Below are 15,614 nucleotides of genomic sequence, written 5' to 3' on the forward strand. Positions count from 1 at the left end.
TACTATACGTTAACAATATGCATCTCATTTTTTCTTTGTGTCAATTAAAAAAACAAAAAATCTTCCTTTGCATTGATATTCTCCTGGCCTTCGTTATCAACTGCGGTATTATAGCTCATGATTGAGGCTATCACCCCGTCAATTCTGGTCTTCGATCGTTCCAACTTCGGCTTGACCAACTTTGTATTACCGTTCGAGTCTGTAGAGCTTTCCACGCAGTCCATCATCCATGTCTGGATAGGATTTCCTCCGCACGTAATCCTTCCAGTAAGATAGGCTTCTTTGTATTGGTCCACAGGAAGGAACATGTTCTTCATCCCCTGGCTGAATTTGGCCGCGATGTTCTCGAACCAATCACCGACCTTGCTGGCGAACAGTTCCAGTTTCCAGGCATCGCAGGCAATGAGCCTGAGGTCATAGGTCCCCATGCAGCCCTGTATGAAATTGCCCACATTTACATAATCAACGACAGGCCCAACCGGGGCCCGCATCAAGCCCTTGGCAACCCAATCCTGCAGGGGTTTTCTCAATTGCCTGGACAATGCCACCACATTGTCCCCAGGGACCCAGAACATGTAGAGCTGCTTCCATTTCTCCCCTTCGGTAATAGGCGGAAACGTGAGAACGAAAGCTGTGAAGTCACTGGTACTTGAGAGGTCGAGCCCTCCGTAACAGGTACGGCCCTTGAGTTCCTCTGTATCGAAGGGATCACAACAACGCTCGAGCCAGATGTCCATGTTCGCCCATCTTGTCGATCCCATGACCCACCGGTCCATGTTCTTGATCCTGAAGTCCACCAGGTCAGATTCAGTGAGTTTGCATTTATCGTAGCGGTCCTGGAGCATCCCTGTGTTGACCGAAACCCCCATGTTGGGGTTCGCCTTCTCCCAGGATACAGGGTCATCGTCCTTGTCCCCATCGTCAGGCTCGTAGATGCTGATCCAGTAGCGGTCGGAAGTCTCGGCCCCCATGAGGATCTGCTTGCACTTCTCATATTCCTGGTGACAGACACCCCCAAGCTCCACTCCAGCAGTGGTGATGATCAGCATCAATGCCGTAGGGTCTGCGACACGCCCAGAGTCGATCGAGTTGTACAATTGTTTGTCCACGTGCTGGTGGTATTCGTCAAGGAGCAGGCCATGGGGGAGCTTTCCGTCCTTCGGGTTCGCACTGATTCCTTTCACGAAGGCCTTGGTACCGTTGAGATCCACCTGCTTGTTGTTCTTTGTATTGGAGACGACTACCTTGCCCTGGTACCAGCCCAGGGTGAGCATGCCACTTGCAGCCCCGAAGGATTCCTCGCACTGATCCATCGAGGATGCGGCTATATAGACACGTGCATCAGGATAGTCATCCCCGAATGCAAGGTAGTCTGCTATACCCCCACCTATGGTACTCTTGCCGTTTTTTCTTGCCACTTGCCAGTAGGCAGTGGTAAAGCGCCTCTGTCGTTTATCAATTTTTGATATCCAGCCGAAGAGGGTAGCAATGTCGAAAATCTGCCAGCCTTCGAGCAACAATGCCTTACCCTGACAGAGCCCTGTGGGGAACTTGAGGTTTGCCTGCATCCAGCAGAGGGTCTTGTGGGCGGTGGCCCAATCGAAAACCCATTCCCAGTCGGTCCTTTCCAGATCCTTCAGATGGCGGTCTACCTTCTGGCGTTCTGCAAGACCCGCATTCCTGGTTCCCGATACCACTGCATTGACATATCCTTCGAAAAGCTCTTTCTGCCGTGCCTCCAGCTTTTGCCTTAGGGCTAGGGTCAGCCGTTTCCCACTCAAAGGCCGAGTTCCTTGCCAAGAGGATCTTCGTCATCAGGACTGCCTTCCCTGGAGGAAAGCTTCATTACATGGCGAGCTGCCGGTGTGGCCCCAAACATCCGGAGAATCTTGGTATATTGGTCAAATGCCTTGTTCAGCGTGGTCAGTTCGCCCTGTTTCTGGCTGTTGCCACCCCGTTCCTCGATGTATTCAGCCATAGTTCTGGTGCCGTTTGCAGTTATTGCATCATACATGTCACGGTATATCCCATAGTTCATGCATGCCCCCTCAACCACATTCAGGTCAAGGGTTGTGACCAGCTTATCTTCAACCAGTATCTTGAGTAATCTTGTCCATTCAGCCTTTGCATTTTCCCCGAAATACTCGGGAGCTCGGGGGATTTTGGCCAGAAGCCCGGCCTTATTTTTCTTGGCCATCGAGCGGGACCCCCTTATAAAAACCTCCGTGTGTGTGGACAGGACTAACCGGCGCGGTCGTGGGTAGGGGGCCGTTTTTTTGACCCTCCCCCCCGGGGTAGCCATTTGCTTTGCGTGCAAAGTATTGCTCTACCTTTTCCTTGTCTTCCTTCGCCTTTCGCGTGTTGCAACTGGTACATAGTGCCTGGTAATTCAAAGGGTCGAGATCAAACCGTCCGTACAGGTCGAGCATGATCTCGGCCGGGGTGTCACGGTGGTCGGTGACCGTAGCAGGGGCACCACATATGGCGCAGGTAGGGTGGAATGCAAGGAACTTCTTGGAAAACTCACGCCACTTGTAGTTGTAACCACGGGTGTTGGATGATTCCCTGCCGTCGGTATAGTCGACTGCATGCTTGCGCGTACAGTCGTCGCAGTAGCCGCTCTTGTTTACATGAAGGTTCGCACACCCGAATGTCTTACATCGTCTTCTGATCATCTCTCACCTTTCCCAGCTCTGGTACCAACGTCTCGACTGCAAGACGTACCCTCGGTGGCAACTGGGCCGCATTGCCTTGCTTCCATATCTCCATCAACTGGGCCCTTGCACATTGGCGCTTCGCCGCCGATCTCTTCCGTCCCGGTCTTGGGACAACTTCCCTTTTCATCCAAACCTCCTATGATGATGCGAGTCCTGTCCAGAAGGACTTCCCTCATGATGATCCGTTTGTCCTCATCCCTACGGAGAAACAGAAACGTACCATCGTGCCTTATCAGCACTGTGGATATCTTCCATATCTTTTCGTCGGTGGAGTAGCGTCTCCCGACCAGCTCACTGCATAGAACCTTGAGATCATTCACTGGATGCCTACCCATTTTCCGTTCCTTTTCCTGACGACCAGGGCTTTCTCCTCACCAATGAGCAGAAGGTATTCCCCCGCCGGTTGTTCCCTGAAACCCTGCCCAACGATCGAATGGATTGTAGCCAGGGTGTTGCGTATCTTCCGCTGGCGGGCACCCCGTACCCTAAAATCCAGCTCTACTACCGTCATCAGATAAGCACCCATCAGTCGTTCCTCCTTATCTCAATGTTCGAGTAGTCTGGCCGTATCCTCGAGATCCCTTTCCTGTGTTGGAATACCATGTACTGTTCCTGGACCCCGGCAATCCTTGCCGTAGTGGCCGTCACCGACAGGCCTACCTTGGCAGCAAGTTCCGGGTAGCTGATCACTTCTGGCCAGAAAGGTATGTTCTCTGCAATCCTCTTGTTGATTCCCTTGGCAACCTTTGCAATCTGCTTTCTCATGGGGGTGGTGCTTCTTGAGTTCACCCGTTCACCCCGTAGCTCCAGTTCCTCGCTCATGCCAATGCCCTCTGCCTGTAGTCCTCACCGGAAAGCTCGATGATTGCACCGTCACCGGCAACCCTTGAGAGAGTAGAGGTACCGATTACTGATACCAGGTCGGCCTCATTTGCATTGGTGATCAATACGGTAGGGAGCATCATGTTGTATCTTTCGTTGACCAGGGCATACAGATAGACGAATTCGGTCTGGCTCCCGAATGCCTTGTCGACTTCATCGATCACAAGATACCCGACTTGGGCATAGCGCTTCATCACAGATGCGGTTGTATCATCCCTGAACGATCGTTTGATCTCAGAGAAGAAATCAAAGGCAAGCACATAGCATGAGCTCACCCCGTGCTCCACCTGGTATCGGATGGATGCAAAAGCCAGGTGGGTCTTCCCCAGGCCGTTCCCACCGTAGATGATGGTGCTCCTTCCGGTTTTCAGATGGGCAACAGCCTCCCGTTGGATTTGGGAGAGGCAGCGATAGTTGTCAAAGCTTTTTCCCGTGAACCTTGGGGGGATGCAGGAAAGTTGCTCAGTCCTCCATTTGCGGAATTCGAAGGCTTTCTTCTCTGCGGCCTCATTCTCCGCCTGACTGTTCTGTGCTGCTTCCAAAGCAATGCGTTCGGCATTGGATAGTTCATGTCCGTACTGCCCGATTTCCCGTTCCCTTCGCTTGGCTTCCAGGTTCAGGATGAAACCCTGTTCAAGTCCGTTCATTTCGTACCCCCGATCTTGTTCCACCCCGAAAGAGGAGCTGCTGCATGACCTTCGCTGTGATAGCGAGCTTTTGTGGATCCTTGACTAGGTCTACCAGTGTTGTTGAGGTTCCGCTTGCGGGCATGCTCCCAGGTGCGGATTGCGGCCTGCCAATCTTTCATTGGGGTCTTGGTGTTTCCCACCAGCCATCCCTTCGTCTCGTTCGAATCGAAGAATTCCTGGGCATCGATGCCGTTTGACCGTTCCTGGCAATAAGCTGCAATCTCTTCGACCGTTGGTTTCATGAACCGAGGTCTTGGGGTCTTGTCCGTTTCTGCACATTTTCCCCCGATGGGGGTAGGGGGTTCTTTAGGAGTCTTATCTGGTAAGTTAGTTCTTCTGGTAAGAGAGTCTTTTGGTCGCCCATTTTTGTCCGACCCCGTCTCCCAATTCTGTCCGACCCCCTCACCCAACTTTGTCCCACCGTAGGACAATTCTGTCCCTTGTCCAGTTATGTTTGTTATGGAAGCTGGGTACCTATCAATACATCCACCATCGTACCCCTCGGACAATTCTGTCCTAGGGTCGGACACTTTTGTCTTTCCCTTTTCGGTTGTGTCTTGGGTATCGGAAACAAGGGCAGTATAGATCTTCTCATTGAGCCTGAAGCAGCTGAAGGTCCCTCCTTCACGTACAGTCAGGTGATCAAGCACCCCGGATGCCTCAAGCTTTGCGAACCTTCTTGCAATGGTCTTCTCGGATCCTCCGGCTATGGGTATGTCCTCAAGTACACCTGCATAGTTGACCCAGTACCATCCCTGTCCATCAACAATCATGGAGCGCATCCTGCCTGAACCCTGGAACGTTACGAACCAATCCAGCACCAAGGCTTCCTCGGTACCTAGCCCAAGCTTGAGCAGCCCCTTTTGGCTGAACCCAAATATCGTATATTTCATGCTACCGTCTCCTGTGCCTTGCCGTTCCGCTTCAATTCCCTGTAATAGAGGCTATCGCTGGGCTTGAGTACCCGCACCCCGTAGATGTTTGCCCTTTCCCGCAATCGTCTGAGAACCGTCGCATCAAGGGGCCTTTTGGTCTCTCCGCTTGCCTTGAGCTTCTTGATCACCATCTTGTGGATCTCATACCCGTAGAGGGCCGTCCCTGGACCCCATTCCTTCAACACTTCGGTCACCGCTTGTGTAGTTGTCATGAAACCTTCTCCTTCTGCAGTATCCTGGTCTGTGCCCTGAATCCCGATGCAAGGGCCTCATATTCGGCCTCGGTCCTTTTCCTTACCGTTGACCGCCTATCTTCCCCACTGAGCCTCTGGTAGGCTTCCTCGTCGCCCTCTGAGGCATTGGCAAGGTCCTCTATCCTTTGTACCCGTACCACCCCGATGAGCTTCACTAGGTTGGAACGGTATGCGATCACATTCCCTGACAGGGGACCGTTGCAGCGAGGGCATTGGGGCCAGACGTTATCCGGTTCAAGTTCTGTTGCCCGTACCCGTCTGCTAACCAGATGTCCTCCCTGGGCTTCCTTCACATTCATGAGCTTCCCGCAGGATATGCACTTCACATACCCGTTCGGGGTGGCTGCCTGATAGCGCCTCAGTTTCTGGAATGCCGTCAGGGCCTTTTCCCTTGGTTTTGCCTTAGAATGGAATTTCATCATCATAGTAGCTCTCCGGGCCTTGGGCTGGCTGGGGTGGGTTTGAACGTGTCTGCGGCTGTTGCTGGGGAGGCTTGCTGGTATTGTTGGTCTGCCTGTTCTGGTTCTCGTCCTTGGAACCCATAAGGGAAAGGGAAGATACCACTACCACGACCCGGCTGTAGTTCTGTCCGTCCTGGGTCCAGCGCTCTTGGCGCATCTCCCCCGAAAGGGCAACTTGCTTTCCCTGTACAAGGTATTGTGCAAGGGCTTCTGCAGCCTTCCCGAAATAAGCACATTCGAAGAACGATGCTTCGTCCACCCATTTGTCACCCTGTTTCTTGTTTCGGTTCACTGCTAGCGAGAATTTCCCGATAGGTGAACCAGAGGAGGTGTACTTGAGCTCCATTGCCCTGGTCAGCCTCCCGGTAAGGGATACGATGTTGATGTCTTTCATTGCTACTCCTTTCTTGATCAACGGAGAGTGGGGGATTCGAACCCCCGGGACTATTCGTCCTCCCGTTTTCAGGACGGGTACCTTCGGCCACTCGGCCAACTCTCCAAAATGCCCAATCCCGCTCAGGCTAAGGATTGGACGCTCCCGACTTGTGCCATTTCTGGCTATGGGACTGGCAGGAATCGAACCTGCGTCCAGAAGCTCTTGCTTACCTGTAGGACTCAAACCACAGCGTTTACCATTTCGCCACAGCCCCTTAAACCTGCTGTTTGAAGGGACAGCAGAACCCTTTGCCAACTAATTACTGAAACCCTCCCCCAACTTGTGATATGCTCTCTGTAACTTGAAACAAGGCTTATCAGGCCGAAGGAAAATTGATGGAAAAACAAACTAAAGGTCTCTTCTTCTGCGATGCTGTCGCATGCCCCCACTGCGGTAAAATTCTTGAACCGGTAACTGTAGACTATCTGGCGGATCGTATCACCGAGTGGAAAACGAATGATCAGGATGAGTGGATGATCAAAACAGCCAATGATGGCAAATATACCAATTTCACTGCTATAGTCTGTCGAGATTGCCTCAAGGTCGTCGGGATCTTGCCGTTCACTCCTCCTGTGGAAATTTGATCTTGTCACAGACCCAGATCATCTTCTCGTGACCTGCAGCATCCCGAATGATTTCCTGATGCTTTGTACTTATCTGTTGTATTTCATTAATACGGTAGATGGGCTTCGAGGCATCAGGAATTATCTGGTATCTCCGGTCGGGGAGTATTAAGTTTATGAAAAGACTCCCGTCGGAAGATAGCTTAACTCTGCATTCACTCCCTGACGTGAGGGCATTGGCTTTTGCTAAGAACTCCTTGAAATATTCGGTGATTGCCTCTGGAGGCTCTATTGCTACTGAACAAAAACCACTGAATGGGGTATTCAGAGAGACCATTCTTGTCTCTGGCGCCGATTGTTGAAGATGATCCAATGCTATAATAGTAATCATTTAAATCCTTCCTTGATCTTGGGCAGGTCCCATTATTCTTTATCTGAACAGTACGTCCAATTCTTGATTGGACCCGGTAGGATTCGAACCTACATTCGGGATGCTTGGTATTCACCCCGCGCTACCGTTGCTTACGGACCCGGCTTGCCACTCGACTGTGTAGCCCAGGGCTGTTTCGCGATCTCCCGGGAACCATCCGGTCATCAAGGAGGAGGAGTAACCCCCTGCCGCTATATCTATAAGCAAGGCTCATGCTGCCTGCTGATTTACATGGTTGGAAAATCTCTTGTCCTGGGATTCCCAGTAGATCCTGTCGATCTCACATCCTTCGAACTCGAATCCCATGTCGTGGCAGGCAATCCTACTTGACCCGCTTCCTACATGTGAATCAAAGATCATGTCTCCTTCCTTGGCATATTTCCCAAGCAGCCACTTGTATAGTGAAACGGGCTTCTGGGTGGGATGGATCCTGGGGTTCTTCTTTGTTCCCTGGGGAGCAGCATCAAAGACCTTTGCGTTGGAGTTGAAACTCGTCCAGGCATATTCGGCCATTGCCATTGAGAAGGTTTCGCTGATAGTGAGCTTTCTCCAGACTACGAAACAGCGGGTAGGGGGAAGTCCGAAGTAATTCCCTCCCCATATGATCTGATTTTGGGAAATTCTGAATAGTTCATCGAAATATTCCGAACTCGGTGCATAATCCCAGTTACTAATATCAGTGCCAGGCTCGCCTTTAACCTTGTGTTTGTTTACCCAGTCTCCACCAGTCCGATGGACTTTGATTTCAGGAAAACCAGGGGCCCCCTGCATATCGTCGGTAGTGATATGATATCGATCAAAGTGTCCACCAAACCGTCCGCGTTTCTTTCCCGCCCAGGTATCCTTTCCACCTCCTCCGTACGGAGGATCAACAATGGCGAGCTGATAGTGGTTGTCTGGAATCGCTTTCATGAATTCCAGACAATCACCTAAATGAACGATATTCACCTTCGTCCCTGTCCTTTCGGCCCATGGCCGTATTCCTTTCGTTTTTCATCGCTCATGCCCTGGACTCCAGCGACTGCAACAATCGCCATCAGTAAAATGGCTGCTACGATAACCTTCAAAATAGTTCCAATCATCCATGACCTCCTGTTCCTTTGACATTGATTTTCTTATCGGCAATCCATTTCTCTAGATCGTTATCATCAATCCGCCAGCATCCTGAAAACCTGTAGGCAGGTATCCCTCTTGTTTGGATCCAGAGGAGCACCGTCCTTCGATTTACTCCAAGGCGCTTGGCGGCATCAGCAGTTGTTATGAGCATGAACCCTCCGTCTCTTGTGAATGGATGGTGCGGTTTCCCGCACCACTCAAATTGCAAACCTTTGTATTATTAAAAATCAACCGGCCATGCCGGAACTCTACCGTTGTGAAAGCCATTCCTTTATTTCTTCAGGATCAAGAACAACCTTTCCACCAATATGATGAGAGGGTAGGTGGTCATGACTGGTCTTAGGGCGGGCAATAAGATCCCTTACTTTGCGATCTGAAATTGAAAGTAGTTCAGCTGTTTCTTTGACTGTTATGAGGCGGTTTGGAAAAGTCATTTGGCATCCTTTGTTTTTATTCTGCTATTTTGGGAGTCGATGATTGTTGTCGGAGTGATATTCTCAGTTTCCGATTGTTCAATTAAGAAACCACGCAATGCCTTGTCATACAATTTATTTAGAGTAATTCCGTGTTCTGCTGCATACTTTTTAACTGCTATGTGGGTCTCCCTTGGGAGTTTTCCACCAAAATGGACAAGTAATTGTTTGTTAATTACGGTATTCATACTGCTATTATACCTTAAACAACATAATAGTCAATCAACAAATCAAATTTTGTACTAAATATATGTTAAACGCGGTATCATATGTTATATGAGGGGTAAACTATGTTAATGATAGAGTTTTGGAATCGAGTTGAGAATCTTAGAAAAGTTACTAGCCTTACCCGAAAAGAACTTGGGGTAAAAATCGAGGTGAGCCCAAAAACAATCGACAACTGGGTAGCAAGAAACATCGTCCCTGCGGGTGATAAATGCTTTGCTATAGCATGCGCAATGGATACAACTGTTGAATACCTTTTCACAGGTGAAGAATTACCATTACCTGATGATGATTATGTTAATGAGAAAAAAATTGAAACAATTCAAACTCCAAACGGCCGGACTTTTAGCCCTCATAATAACGAAGAACCAACCCTACTAATTCCTATAGCCCCTCAGAGAGTTTCTGCTGGACTTGGACAAGAATTCCTACCTCCTTCGGAATATGTCGGCTATGTGCGCATCCTGGAGAGAATGGCAAGGGGAATAGATCATAGTTCCTTGATAGCCGTCTCTGTAAAAGGAGATTCCATGACCGGGGTGCAGATATTCGAGGGAGATATGGTTATCTTCGCTCAGGGACATATCAGTGAGAATGGGATATATGTGATTTCCCTCTACGGTGACTTGAAAGTTAAACGCCTGGAATTCAGATCCGGGGAACAGATGATATTCATTCATAGCGAGAATTCTCGCTATTCAACAGAGACAATCCCAATGGATAATGATAACTTGACGATTATGGGTAAAGTCGTAGGATGGATACATTGCCATCCATACTAGTTGAAGCACCCTGAGAGAATTGGGGTGCTTACTCATAAGCCCTTTTCGGTAATGTTTTCATTGATATTCGGCCACAGTCAATATAACTAATGTATTAAGCTGAAAAGGATAATATTCATGATACAAGATCAAGACATCCGAGTAAGTTTCTTTTCTAAATCAGACCTTTCCTGTTCTTTTTTTTTATCTCCTATTGAATCAATTCTTAACAACTCCATTTCAATAGATGATTTGTCTGATGCTATTGAACTCTTTAATGTAAAAAAATTTATTGATGCTGGTGTTTTTTCATTAATTTGGACTCAACAAGTGAATGATAATTATAAATCAATAGTAAGCACTTTTCCTAGACTGATTTCATCATTCATGAAGAACAAGAAATATGGTTCCAATGATCTTGATAATTTAGGAGGTATCTATAAGGGTATATTTTGGGAATTAATAACAACATATAATTTATTTAAAAATTGGGACAGTCAATATTTTATTGAGCTTTCAAAAACTACGGATACAGTTATACTCTTAAAGCACCGGAATTTGATCAATAAGTTTAATACTGAAATCTCTGAGCGGCTAATTTTTGAATTTGATATTACTGCTGAATTGATAATTGAATTATATTTTATATCTAATTATAGACAATTAGTTATTTATTTTCCTTCTGATTTTAATAATATTAAAATAGAATTAATTATCCAAAAATACATTTCTGATTCAATGGATCCAAATTTAAACTACTTAAGAGCGCTGTTACTTAACAAGAATGCTGGTGGACCAGCTCTATCTACAAAAACAAAACTTGCAGCTAAAAAAAAATGTGAAGCGATTGAGTCGCGTATTACTGAATCTGGTTTACCTACATTTAATAGAAGAATAGAAGTTGCCTTTAACCCAGCTCAACTAAAAAAAATCGAAATCACCAACGATTATGAAGCTTTAATATCAAAATTCTCATATAGTTCAAAATGGATCACCGATCACTTGAATCCTAATACTATCCTTAGTAACTTTAGAAATTTGTTTAGTTTTGTAGATGCACAATTCAGAATTGCTTTGACTAATAAAAAATCTCAGAAACTCCTATTCGAAAGGTATATTTTCCCTGAATATAAAAATTCGTTTGCTCCAAGTCATAACTTTAATGATTTATTGGCATTGGAAAAGTTGCAGATGCAAGGATATTGCGAAACCCTTGAAAAAAACGGAATTCGGCTTGAGGTGTTACTAAAGAATTTTTATGAAGAAGGCCTTGAAACATTATTTTCTATTAAAGGATTTCAGTTAGATATTCCTTCTGCTAATACAAATTATTTTGAAAAATGTCGAACGATATTACCAGAAATTGATAAGCTGCTAAAGCAATTTAATATTTTTGTAGAAGATGGAATGGTCGACCAAGAATTGATCCAAATGGAATCTGAAACAACTGGAATTAGTGATGTTAAATCATTGGTTCCCAAAAAATATTTTATAGCTGATGAAAGAAATTCTGACATAAAAAAAGCGATCCATAGTATGTTTTCTGATCAGTGCATGCTACATTATGTACAAAGATTTGAGAAATCATATAAAAGTTTTTATTTGCTAGTTACCAATGAATTTGTTACGAAAACAGACTATGTGGATATACCTGAGATTATTCTACTTCTAGATTGGCTTATTGATCGTGCCTTTATTACGGCTGAAACTAATGGACAACTTAGGATTACCGATAGGTCAAGGGTTCTATATGATCTATACCAAAATGAAATAATTTGTTTTTGGTATAATTCAGCTGGAGATCAAAAGGTAATCGATGAGTTGGAGGCTGAAGGTCTTTTGCAGAGTGAAGAAACTCTTTTTGCAAAATCTGAAAGAGATATGTTCAACTATCTGTTAAATCATCAAATTTTTTCTGATAGTTTACACTTAAGGAATGATTATGCGCATGGAACACAAACGGGCGCGTCAAAAGATGATTTAATTCACAAGGAAAACTATCTAATTTTCTTAATCATAATTGTTGATATTACTCTCAAGATTACTGAGGAGATATATCTTAGCAGAAAAATTCAGAATATGTAGGAGTATGATTATATAGGTGGCTTTCGCAAAATTGTACTAGCCTGTTTTTTTATGCTTCCAAGCTGTCAGAAACAGCTTCTTTGATTGAAAATATAGAGTTTGTATCATTTTTGTTTAGGAGGTGTGATTAGTGTTTCTCTAGAAATATCTGCACCGATCTCGTTTAGAAATGCATTTTCCAATAATCGGATAAAATTAAAACGTTGTATGATTGGAAGGTCTATTGTTCCCTTCCTAGTTAATTTTTCGATAATGATGCCCTTACTATTTTTTTTCTCTACTAAGGATTCTTGAAGTAATTTTTTGCCATGTCTAAAGGTGGCAGATTTGATTGTAAATTCTCTCAATTTCTCGATATCCATAAAATTAGAAAAATAGACACAGTCCTTTGTTTTTAAAAATTGACAATAGTTAAGTTTGTTTACATCGTCTTCGGATATTTGACTTCCCTTTAGTATCCTATATCGACTTTTATCATAAAGAACTACAGCTTTTTGGGGAGATATTGGCATAATAATTACTGTACCTTTTTGCCCGAGAGCCTGCTTCGATCCGTTGTATTTTTTCTCGAATAAGTAAGGATTTAATAAGATAACAGGGTGTTCTCCCATTAAAAATTCTTGAGTCCTTGGGGCTTGAATCAAAACAAAATGTAAATCTTTGATCATGAAGAAATATTCTTTTATATCTAAAAAAAAGAATTTATAGGGGTCTGTAATAGAAATAGAAATATCATTTGAACAAAGATTTGCTTCATCAAGCGTGTCTTTAAATTTACTATCTAAATCAAAGAGATCTTTGAAGCTATTCGCAAATTCATTAAGTTGGCTCACCATAGTTGGGGTTCGAAACATTTGGGTGACAATGAATAGTTTCAGATAGGAATCATCCTCTTCTGTAAGTTTTAATTCTTCTGCACATAGCTTACTGATAAGCGGTGCGACAGAACCTTCAATTTTCGAAAACCTACTCTCAAGTTTTTGGTCTTTTCCATAAAGATATTGTCGTTCAGCTTGATTCCGGATTTTTGCATAAGTGATAATTCTTTCTTCTTTTAACAAGAAAAGATTGAGATGCAAACTATCACTATCAGTTGCAAAATTCCTCAGTAAAAATTGGGGGATGAAATGTTGTTTAATTACCATTATGTATATGGACCCAGAAATTTGTCCCCATTGAAGTGAATCATATGTGATGGATTATCCGCAACCCACACTTCAGTTTCCCATGCAATTGAAGGAAGAAATCTTGAGAAAGTAGTTTTATCAGGGAACGCCGTTATGAACACTTTTGGAAGGAGACATGCACTGAAAAGTTCATTGAGCTCCATAATACGTTTCCCATCCATCGGCCCAACGCTTGTCACGGATTCGACCAAAATTAACCAATTTTTATCTTTTTTGTAGAATATCACATCAGGCATTTTCCCGTGTATATCAAAATCGATTCCGATCTCTTGAGCTGTTTCAGTATCAAAATAGCCGTCTTTCTTTCCAGTATCGCCAACATAAATCAATGTGCTGTTGGGAAGGAAACGCGGTGCAAGTTCCTCGATAATCTGTTTTATTAACTCGCTATGAGTTCCTCGAGATAGGTCAATGTTCATCGTTCCGTTAATTTGGACGGAGACTCTATTCTGGGTTCTTTCAGCAGCATAGGTCTTGGCAAGACTTGGTTTGATTTTGAGATACTCGTTGAGCTTTTCATCCCATTCAGAAGATCCATATTTCTTGATCAATTCAAATGCCTCTGGTGCAATTTGGTAGCACCATTTTGGACTATTGATTGGTCTGGTTGGATCATCAGGGTTTTGCAGTACCAGTCCTGCCTGGACAAATAAATGCATGCTTTCCTTTCGAAATGTTTCACGTGAATTTGGGGCATACGTCTTTTTGTAAATCTTTGAGGTAAAATCCATGATTGGTGTGATACCAATAAGTGGGTTCTCGATTTCCTGCCATGAATTTTCTGGTTTCAAGTTTAGCAAAGCTAGAAGGCAGTAAGCAGTTCTCTCGTTTTGTTGTGCCTTCGGAAGTCCGAGCTGAGCAATTACATCCTGAGCTTCTTCAATTTTCTTTTCAATATTAATCATTTGATTTAACCGCCTTTTGAAAAATCATATCGAATATTGCTTGGTTGAAATCATCTTGATTCAAGGCAACCTTTCCCATCCCTATGAGAAAATTTCTTGCAGGATAATTGAAATTTTTCAGATCCGTAGCATTCACCTGCGTATGCCCACTAAATATTCGAAAAAGTTCATCAGCATACGAAGTGTTCAGATATACGAATAACCCATATGCCAATTCTTTCTCAAAACCTTGCTTATTGAAATGAAAAAAATTGAGATGGTTTTCAATGGTGAAGAACTCAGTAGGGAAGGACTCTTCCGTAATGATCGAAGCAACAATTCTTCGAGGTTCTTCTTTCGAGGAAAAACGTTTGACTACGACATAGTACCCGGAAGGAAATAGGTGCTTCTTAACAGAAGGATCTTCAAGTATTGCGTTTGGTTTCTTACCAGTCTTCGGCCAATTCAGTTTGAAATCCTTAAAATGAGTAGGATATAAAAGAGGGTAGGTACCCTTCCTAAACTCTGCCTGGAGTAAATCTCGCATTCTGAAATCAACGATGGGCCCGGTAGAGATTGAAAGGCCTAATTCAATGAGCGTTGTATAAAAATCAACTTTTGATATTTGTTTTCCAGGAATAGGAATATTTATTACTTGGGAGATATCCTTGGGATTTACTATCTTCGAAAAAGGAAAATATTGCTTTTCTATTTTTTCCAGGTTTGATTTGCTGGAGTAGGAAATCAAAACTTCTTTTTGTTGGGCTCCTTTCTGTAGATGTATGATAATATTTTCTTGAAGCACCGATTCTTCTTTGAATGTATCTTTTCTGCTTTCAAATAAGTGAATCTGTTCTATGCAACATCTCTCAAGCAGGTATTGGCGGAAAGGTTTGAAATATACGCCATTACAAAAGCTTCTGGGTATGATTGCAACTATATGCCCAAGCTCCTCAGTGACGTGTATGGCCGCTGCAAGGAATCCAGAGTATAAATTGCCTGTTTCCACACCGATGTTTCGAAGAAGAAGCCTTTCATTTGATTTGGAATTTATCTTTGCGTAAGGTGGGTTCATAATTACATGAGTGTATTTTTTGATATCATCAAAGAGTATAGGCTGGCAAGCAGATTCTAGGAAATTATTTGAGGATATCTGTATGCTTGAAGCGATACCCAAAGTTGCTAGTTTAAGGTTCTTTCTAAGAGGCCCGGTGAGATCTATGTCGATATCATAAGCTTGTATTTCCAAGTCTAAAATTGGCCACTTTTCATTCTTGATCCTTTCGATTAGGCAACATGCCAGAATACCAATACCAGCTCCCGGATCCAGAATTCTTATTGATTTTTGAAAACTCTTGGGGAACATTGATGCCATGAAGCGGGATATTTTTACAGGAGTAAAATATTGTCCTAAAGCTTTCTTGTGTTCCTCTCCAATATGCTGAATGTGATTATTCCGCTCATTTTCTAAATTGTATTCCATTGTTGTCATAGAAAAATCATACCTGATTTTGGT

At 44.3% G+C, this 15,614-nt stretch carries 23 protein-coding genes and 1 tRNA gene; 3 read left to right on the forward strand and 21 right to left on the reverse strand.

Annotation, left to right across the window (positions count from 1 at the left end; translation table 11 throughout):
- Positions 1–44: 44 nt before the first annotated feature.
- The 12 genes from ROJ03_RS04750 to ROJ03_RS04805 all read right to left on the reverse strand — a co-directional run bounded on the left by ROJ03_RS04750 (position 45) and on the right by ROJ03_RS04805 (position 6,437).
- Positions 45–1,781 carry a terminase large subunit gene (locus ROJ03_RS04750; RefSeq protein WP_313725852.1) on the reverse strand — a complete coding sequence of 579 codons (1,737 nt, stop codon included), beginning with the start codon at positions 1,779–1,781 and terminating at the stop codon, positions 45–47.
- Positions 1,778–2,197: a phage terminase small subunit P27 family gene (locus tag ROJ03_RS04755; protein WP_313725853.1), complete on the reverse strand. Its 420-nt coding sequence runs from the start codon at positions 2,195–2,197 to the stop codon at positions 1,778–1,780. Before ROJ03_RS04755 ends, ROJ03_RS04750 begins: the two co-directional genes overlap by 4 nt.
- Positions 2,181–2,675, reverse strand: coding sequence for an HNH endonuclease signature motif containing protein (locus tag ROJ03_RS04760; RefSeq protein ID WP_313725854.1), 495 nt, complete (start codon positions 2,673–2,675; stop codon positions 2,181–2,183). The genes ROJ03_RS04755 and ROJ03_RS04760 overlap by 17 nt, the downstream gene beginning before the upstream one ends.
- Positions 2,672–3,052, reverse strand: coding sequence for a hypothetical protein (locus ROJ03_RS04765; RefSeq protein ID WP_313725855.1), 381 nt, complete (start codon positions 3,050–3,052; stop codon positions 2,672–2,674). The genes ROJ03_RS04760 and ROJ03_RS04765 overlap by 4 nt, the downstream gene beginning before the upstream one ends.
- Positions 3,034–3,243 carry a hypothetical protein gene (locus ROJ03_RS04770; RefSeq protein ID WP_313725856.1) on the reverse strand — a complete coding sequence of 70 codons (210 nt, stop codon included), beginning with the start codon at positions 3,241–3,243 and terminating at the stop codon, positions 3,034–3,036. Before ROJ03_RS04770 ends, ROJ03_RS04765 begins: the two co-directional genes overlap by 19 nt.
- Positions 3,243–3,539 (reverse strand): hypothetical protein, encoded by a 297-nt coding sequence (locus tag ROJ03_RS04775; protein WP_313725857.1) that lies wholly within the window; start codon positions 3,537–3,539, stop codon positions 3,243–3,245. Before ROJ03_RS04775 ends, ROJ03_RS04770 begins: the two co-directional genes overlap by 1 nt.
- Positions 3,536–4,246: an ATP-binding protein gene (locus ROJ03_RS04780; protein ID WP_313725858.1), complete on the reverse strand. Its 711-nt coding sequence runs from the start codon at positions 4,244–4,246 to the stop codon at positions 3,536–3,538. Before ROJ03_RS04780 ends, ROJ03_RS04775 begins: the two co-directional genes overlap by 4 nt.
- Positions 4,243–5,181: a hypothetical protein gene (locus ROJ03_RS04785; RefSeq protein ID WP_313725859.1), complete on the reverse strand. Its 939-nt coding sequence runs from the start codon at positions 5,179–5,181 to the stop codon at positions 4,243–4,245. The genes ROJ03_RS04780 and ROJ03_RS04785 overlap by 4 nt, the downstream gene beginning before the upstream one ends.
- Positions 5,178–5,435 (reverse strand): hypothetical protein, encoded by a 258-nt coding sequence (locus ROJ03_RS04790; RefSeq protein ID WP_313725860.1) that lies wholly within the window; start codon positions 5,433–5,435, stop codon positions 5,178–5,180. The genes ROJ03_RS04785 and ROJ03_RS04790 overlap by 4 nt, the downstream gene beginning before the upstream one ends.
- Positions 5,432–5,896, reverse strand: a complete 465-nt coding sequence (locus tag ROJ03_RS04795; protein ID WP_313725861.1) for a recombination protein NinG — start codon at positions 5,894–5,896, stop codon at positions 5,432–5,434. The genes ROJ03_RS04790 and ROJ03_RS04795 overlap by 4 nt, the downstream gene beginning before the upstream one ends.
- Complete coding sequence (gene ssb, locus ROJ03_RS04800) at positions 5,880–6,332, reverse strand: single-stranded DNA-binding protein (RefSeq protein ID WP_313725862.1); 453 nt, start codon at positions 6,330–6,332, stop codon at positions 5,880–5,882. The genes ROJ03_RS04795 and ssb overlap by 17 nt, the downstream gene beginning before the upstream one ends.
- Before the next feature lie 21 nt (positions 6,333–6,353).
- A tRNA-Ser gene (locus ROJ03_RS04805) sits at positions 6,354–6,437 on the reverse strand.
- A gap of 272 nt (positions 6,438–6,709) precedes the next feature.
- Between ROJ03_RS04805 and ROJ03_RS04810 the strand changes: the two genes are divergently transcribed.
- Positions 6,710–6,958 carry a hypothetical protein gene (locus tag ROJ03_RS04810; protein ID WP_313725863.1) on the forward strand — a complete coding sequence of 83 codons (249 nt, stop codon included), beginning with the start codon at positions 6,710–6,712 and terminating at the stop codon, positions 6,956–6,958.
- Here ROJ03_RS04810 and ROJ03_RS04815 read toward each other — a convergent pair.
- From ROJ03_RS04815 to ROJ03_RS04835, 6 genes are all read right to left on the reverse strand, one after another.
- Entirely contained in the window at positions 6,936–7,328 is a 393-nt protein-coding gene (locus ROJ03_RS04815) for a hypothetical protein (RefSeq protein WP_313725864.1), read from the reverse strand. The two genes, ROJ03_RS04810 and ROJ03_RS04815, sit on opposite strands and share 23 nt — an antisense overlap.
- Before the next feature lie 249 nt (positions 7,329–7,577).
- Positions 7,578–8,279, reverse strand: coding sequence for a DNA methyltransferase (locus ROJ03_RS04820; protein WP_313725865.1), 702 nt, complete (start codon positions 8,277–8,279; stop codon positions 7,578–7,580).
- A gap of 32 nt (positions 8,280–8,311) precedes the next feature.
- Positions 8,312–8,449: a hypothetical protein gene (locus ROJ03_RS04825; protein ID WP_313725866.1), complete on the reverse strand. Its 138-nt coding sequence runs from the start codon at positions 8,447–8,449 to the stop codon at positions 8,312–8,314.
- Positions 8,446–8,634, reverse strand: coding sequence for a helix-turn-helix domain-containing protein (locus ROJ03_RS04830; protein WP_313725867.1), 189 nt, complete (start codon positions 8,632–8,634; stop codon positions 8,446–8,448). The genes ROJ03_RS04825 and ROJ03_RS04830 overlap by 4 nt, the downstream gene beginning before the upstream one ends.
- Positions 8,635–8,731: 97 nt before the next feature.
- The gene (locus tag ROJ03_RS13045) at positions 8,732–8,917 is read right to left on the reverse strand and encodes a helix-turn-helix domain-containing protein (protein ID WP_409530490.1); all 186 of its coding nucleotides are present in this window, start codon (positions 8,915–8,917) and stop codon (positions 8,732–8,734) included.
- Positions 8,914–9,144, reverse strand: coding sequence for a hypothetical protein (locus ROJ03_RS04835; RefSeq protein WP_313725868.1), 231 nt, complete (start codon positions 9,142–9,144; stop codon positions 8,914–8,916). The genes ROJ03_RS13045 and ROJ03_RS04835 overlap by 4 nt, the downstream gene beginning before the upstream one ends.
- Before the next feature lie 102 nt (positions 9,145–9,246).
- Here ROJ03_RS04835 and ROJ03_RS04840 point away from each other — a divergent pair, with 102 nt between their 5' ends.
- On the forward strand, positions 9,247–9,963 hold the full coding sequence (locus ROJ03_RS04840; protein WP_313725869.1) for a S24 family peptidase: 717 nt from the start codon (positions 9,247–9,249) through the stop codon (positions 9,961–9,963).
- Between the two features lie 117 nt (positions 9,964–10,080).
- Positions 10,081–12,027 (forward strand): hypothetical protein, encoded by a 1,947-nt coding sequence (locus ROJ03_RS04845; RefSeq protein WP_313725870.1) that lies wholly within the window; start codon positions 10,081–10,083, stop codon positions 12,025–12,027.
- A gap of 104 nt (positions 12,028–12,131) precedes the next feature.
- Here ROJ03_RS04845 and ROJ03_RS04850 read toward each other — a convergent pair whose 3' ends face one another.
- The 3 genes from ROJ03_RS04850 to ROJ03_RS04860 are packed head-to-tail and all read right to left on the reverse strand — an operon-like array spanning position 12,132 to position 15,590.
- A complete protein-coding gene (locus tag ROJ03_RS04850; RefSeq protein WP_313725871.1) occupies positions 12,132–13,172 on the reverse strand; it encodes a DUF4238 domain-containing protein in 1,041 nt (346 codons plus the stop codon).
- Positions 13,172–14,119, reverse strand: a complete 948-nt coding sequence (locus tag ROJ03_RS04855; protein WP_313725872.1) for a BsuBI/PstI family type II restriction endonuclease — start codon at positions 14,117–14,119, stop codon at positions 13,172–13,174. The genes ROJ03_RS04850 and ROJ03_RS04855 overlap by 1 nt, the downstream gene beginning before the upstream one ends.
- Positions 14,112–15,590, reverse strand: coding sequence for an Eco57I restriction-modification methylase domain-containing protein (locus ROJ03_RS04860; RefSeq protein ID WP_313725873.1), 1,479 nt, complete (start codon positions 15,588–15,590; stop codon positions 14,112–14,114). The genes ROJ03_RS04855 and ROJ03_RS04860 overlap by 8 nt, the downstream gene beginning before the upstream one ends.
- Positions 15,591–15,614: the final 24 nt, after the last annotated feature.

The organism is Sphaerochaeta sp. PS, assembly GCF_032144095.1.
Taxonomy (GTDB): domain Bacteria; phylum Spirochaetota; class Spirochaetia; order Sphaerochaetales; family Sphaerochaetaceae; genus Sphaerochaeta.

Coding starts and splice junctions, on each gene's coding strand:
- ROJ03_RS04820 (WP_313725865.1), bottom strand. CDS start 8,279: ATGAAAGCGATTCCAGACAACCACTATCAGCTCGCCATTGTTGATCCT.
- ssb (WP_313725862.1), bottom strand. CDS start 6,332: ATGAAAGACATCAACATCGTATCCCTTACCGGGAGGCTGACCAGGGCA.
- ROJ03_RS04760 (WP_313725854.1), bottom strand. CDS start 2,675: ATGATCAGAAGACGATGTAAGACATTCGGGTGTGCGAACCTTCATGTA.
- ROJ03_RS04765 (WP_313725855.1), bottom strand. CDS start 3,052: ATGGGTAGGCATCCAGTGAATGATCTCAAGGTTCTATGCAGTGAGCTG.
- ROJ03_RS04860 (WP_313725873.1), bottom strand. CDS start 15,590: ATGACAACAATGGAATACAATTTAGAAAATGAGCGGAATAATCACATT.
- ROJ03_RS04835 (WP_313725868.1), bottom strand. CDS start 9,144: ATGAATACCGTAATTAACAAACAATTACTTGTCCATTTTGGTGGAAAA.
- ROJ03_RS04855 (WP_313725872.1), bottom strand. CDS start 14,119: ATGATTAATATTGAAAAGAAAATTGAAGAAGCTCAGGATGTAATTGCT.
- ROJ03_RS04755 (WP_313725853.1), bottom strand. CDS start 2,197: ATGGCCAAGAAAAATAAGGCCGGGCTTCTGGCCAAAATCCCCCGAGCT.
- ROJ03_RS04815 (WP_313725864.1), bottom strand. CDS start 7,328: ATGATTACTATTATAGCATTGGATCATCTTCAACAATCGGCGCCAGAG.
- ROJ03_RS04830 (WP_313725867.1), bottom strand. CDS start 8,634: ATGCTCATAACAACTGCTGATGCCGCCAAGCGCCTTGGAGTAAATCGA.
- ROJ03_RS04825 (WP_313725866.1), bottom strand. CDS start 8,449: ATGATTGGAACTATTTTGAAGGTTATCGTAGCAGCCATTTTACTGATG.
- ROJ03_RS04840 (WP_313725869.1), top strand. CDS start 9,247: ATGTTAATGATAGAGTTTTGGAATCGAGTTGAGAATCTTAGAAAAGTT.
- ROJ03_RS13045 (WP_409530490.1), bottom strand. CDS start 8,917: ATGACTTTTCCAAACCGCCTCATAACAGTCAAAGAAACAGCTGAACTA.
- ROJ03_RS04775 (WP_313725857.1), bottom strand. CDS start 3,539: ATGAGCGAGGAACTGGAGCTACGGGGTGAACGGGTGAACTCAAGAAGC.
- ROJ03_RS04785 (WP_313725859.1), bottom strand. CDS start 5,181: ATGAAATATACGATATTTGGGTTCAGCCAAAAGGGGCTGCTCAAGCTT.
- ROJ03_RS04850 (WP_313725871.1), bottom strand. CDS start 13,172: ATGGTAATTAAACAACATTTCATCCCCCAATTTTTACTGAGGAATTTT.
- ROJ03_RS04780 (WP_313725858.1), bottom strand. CDS start 4,246: ATGAACGGACTTGAACAGGGTTTCATCCTGAACCTGGAAGCCAAGCGA.
- ROJ03_RS04845 (WP_313725870.1), top strand. CDS start 10,081: ATGATACAAGATCAAGACATCCGAGTAAGTTTCTTTTCTAAATCAGAC.
- ROJ03_RS04795 (WP_313725861.1), bottom strand. CDS start 5,896: ATGAAATTCCATTCTAAGGCAAAACCAAGGGAAAAGGCCCTGACGGCA.
- ROJ03_RS04770 (WP_313725856.1), bottom strand. CDS start 3,243: ATGGGTGCTTATCTGATGACGGTAGTAGAGCTGGATTTTAGGGTACGG.
- ROJ03_RS04810 (WP_313725863.1), top strand. CDS start 6,710: ATGGAAAAACAAACTAAAGGTCTCTTCTTCTGCGATGCTGTCGCATGC.
- ROJ03_RS04790 (WP_313725860.1), bottom strand. CDS start 5,435: ATGACAACTACACAAGCGGTGACCGAAGTGTTGAAGGAATGGGGTCCA.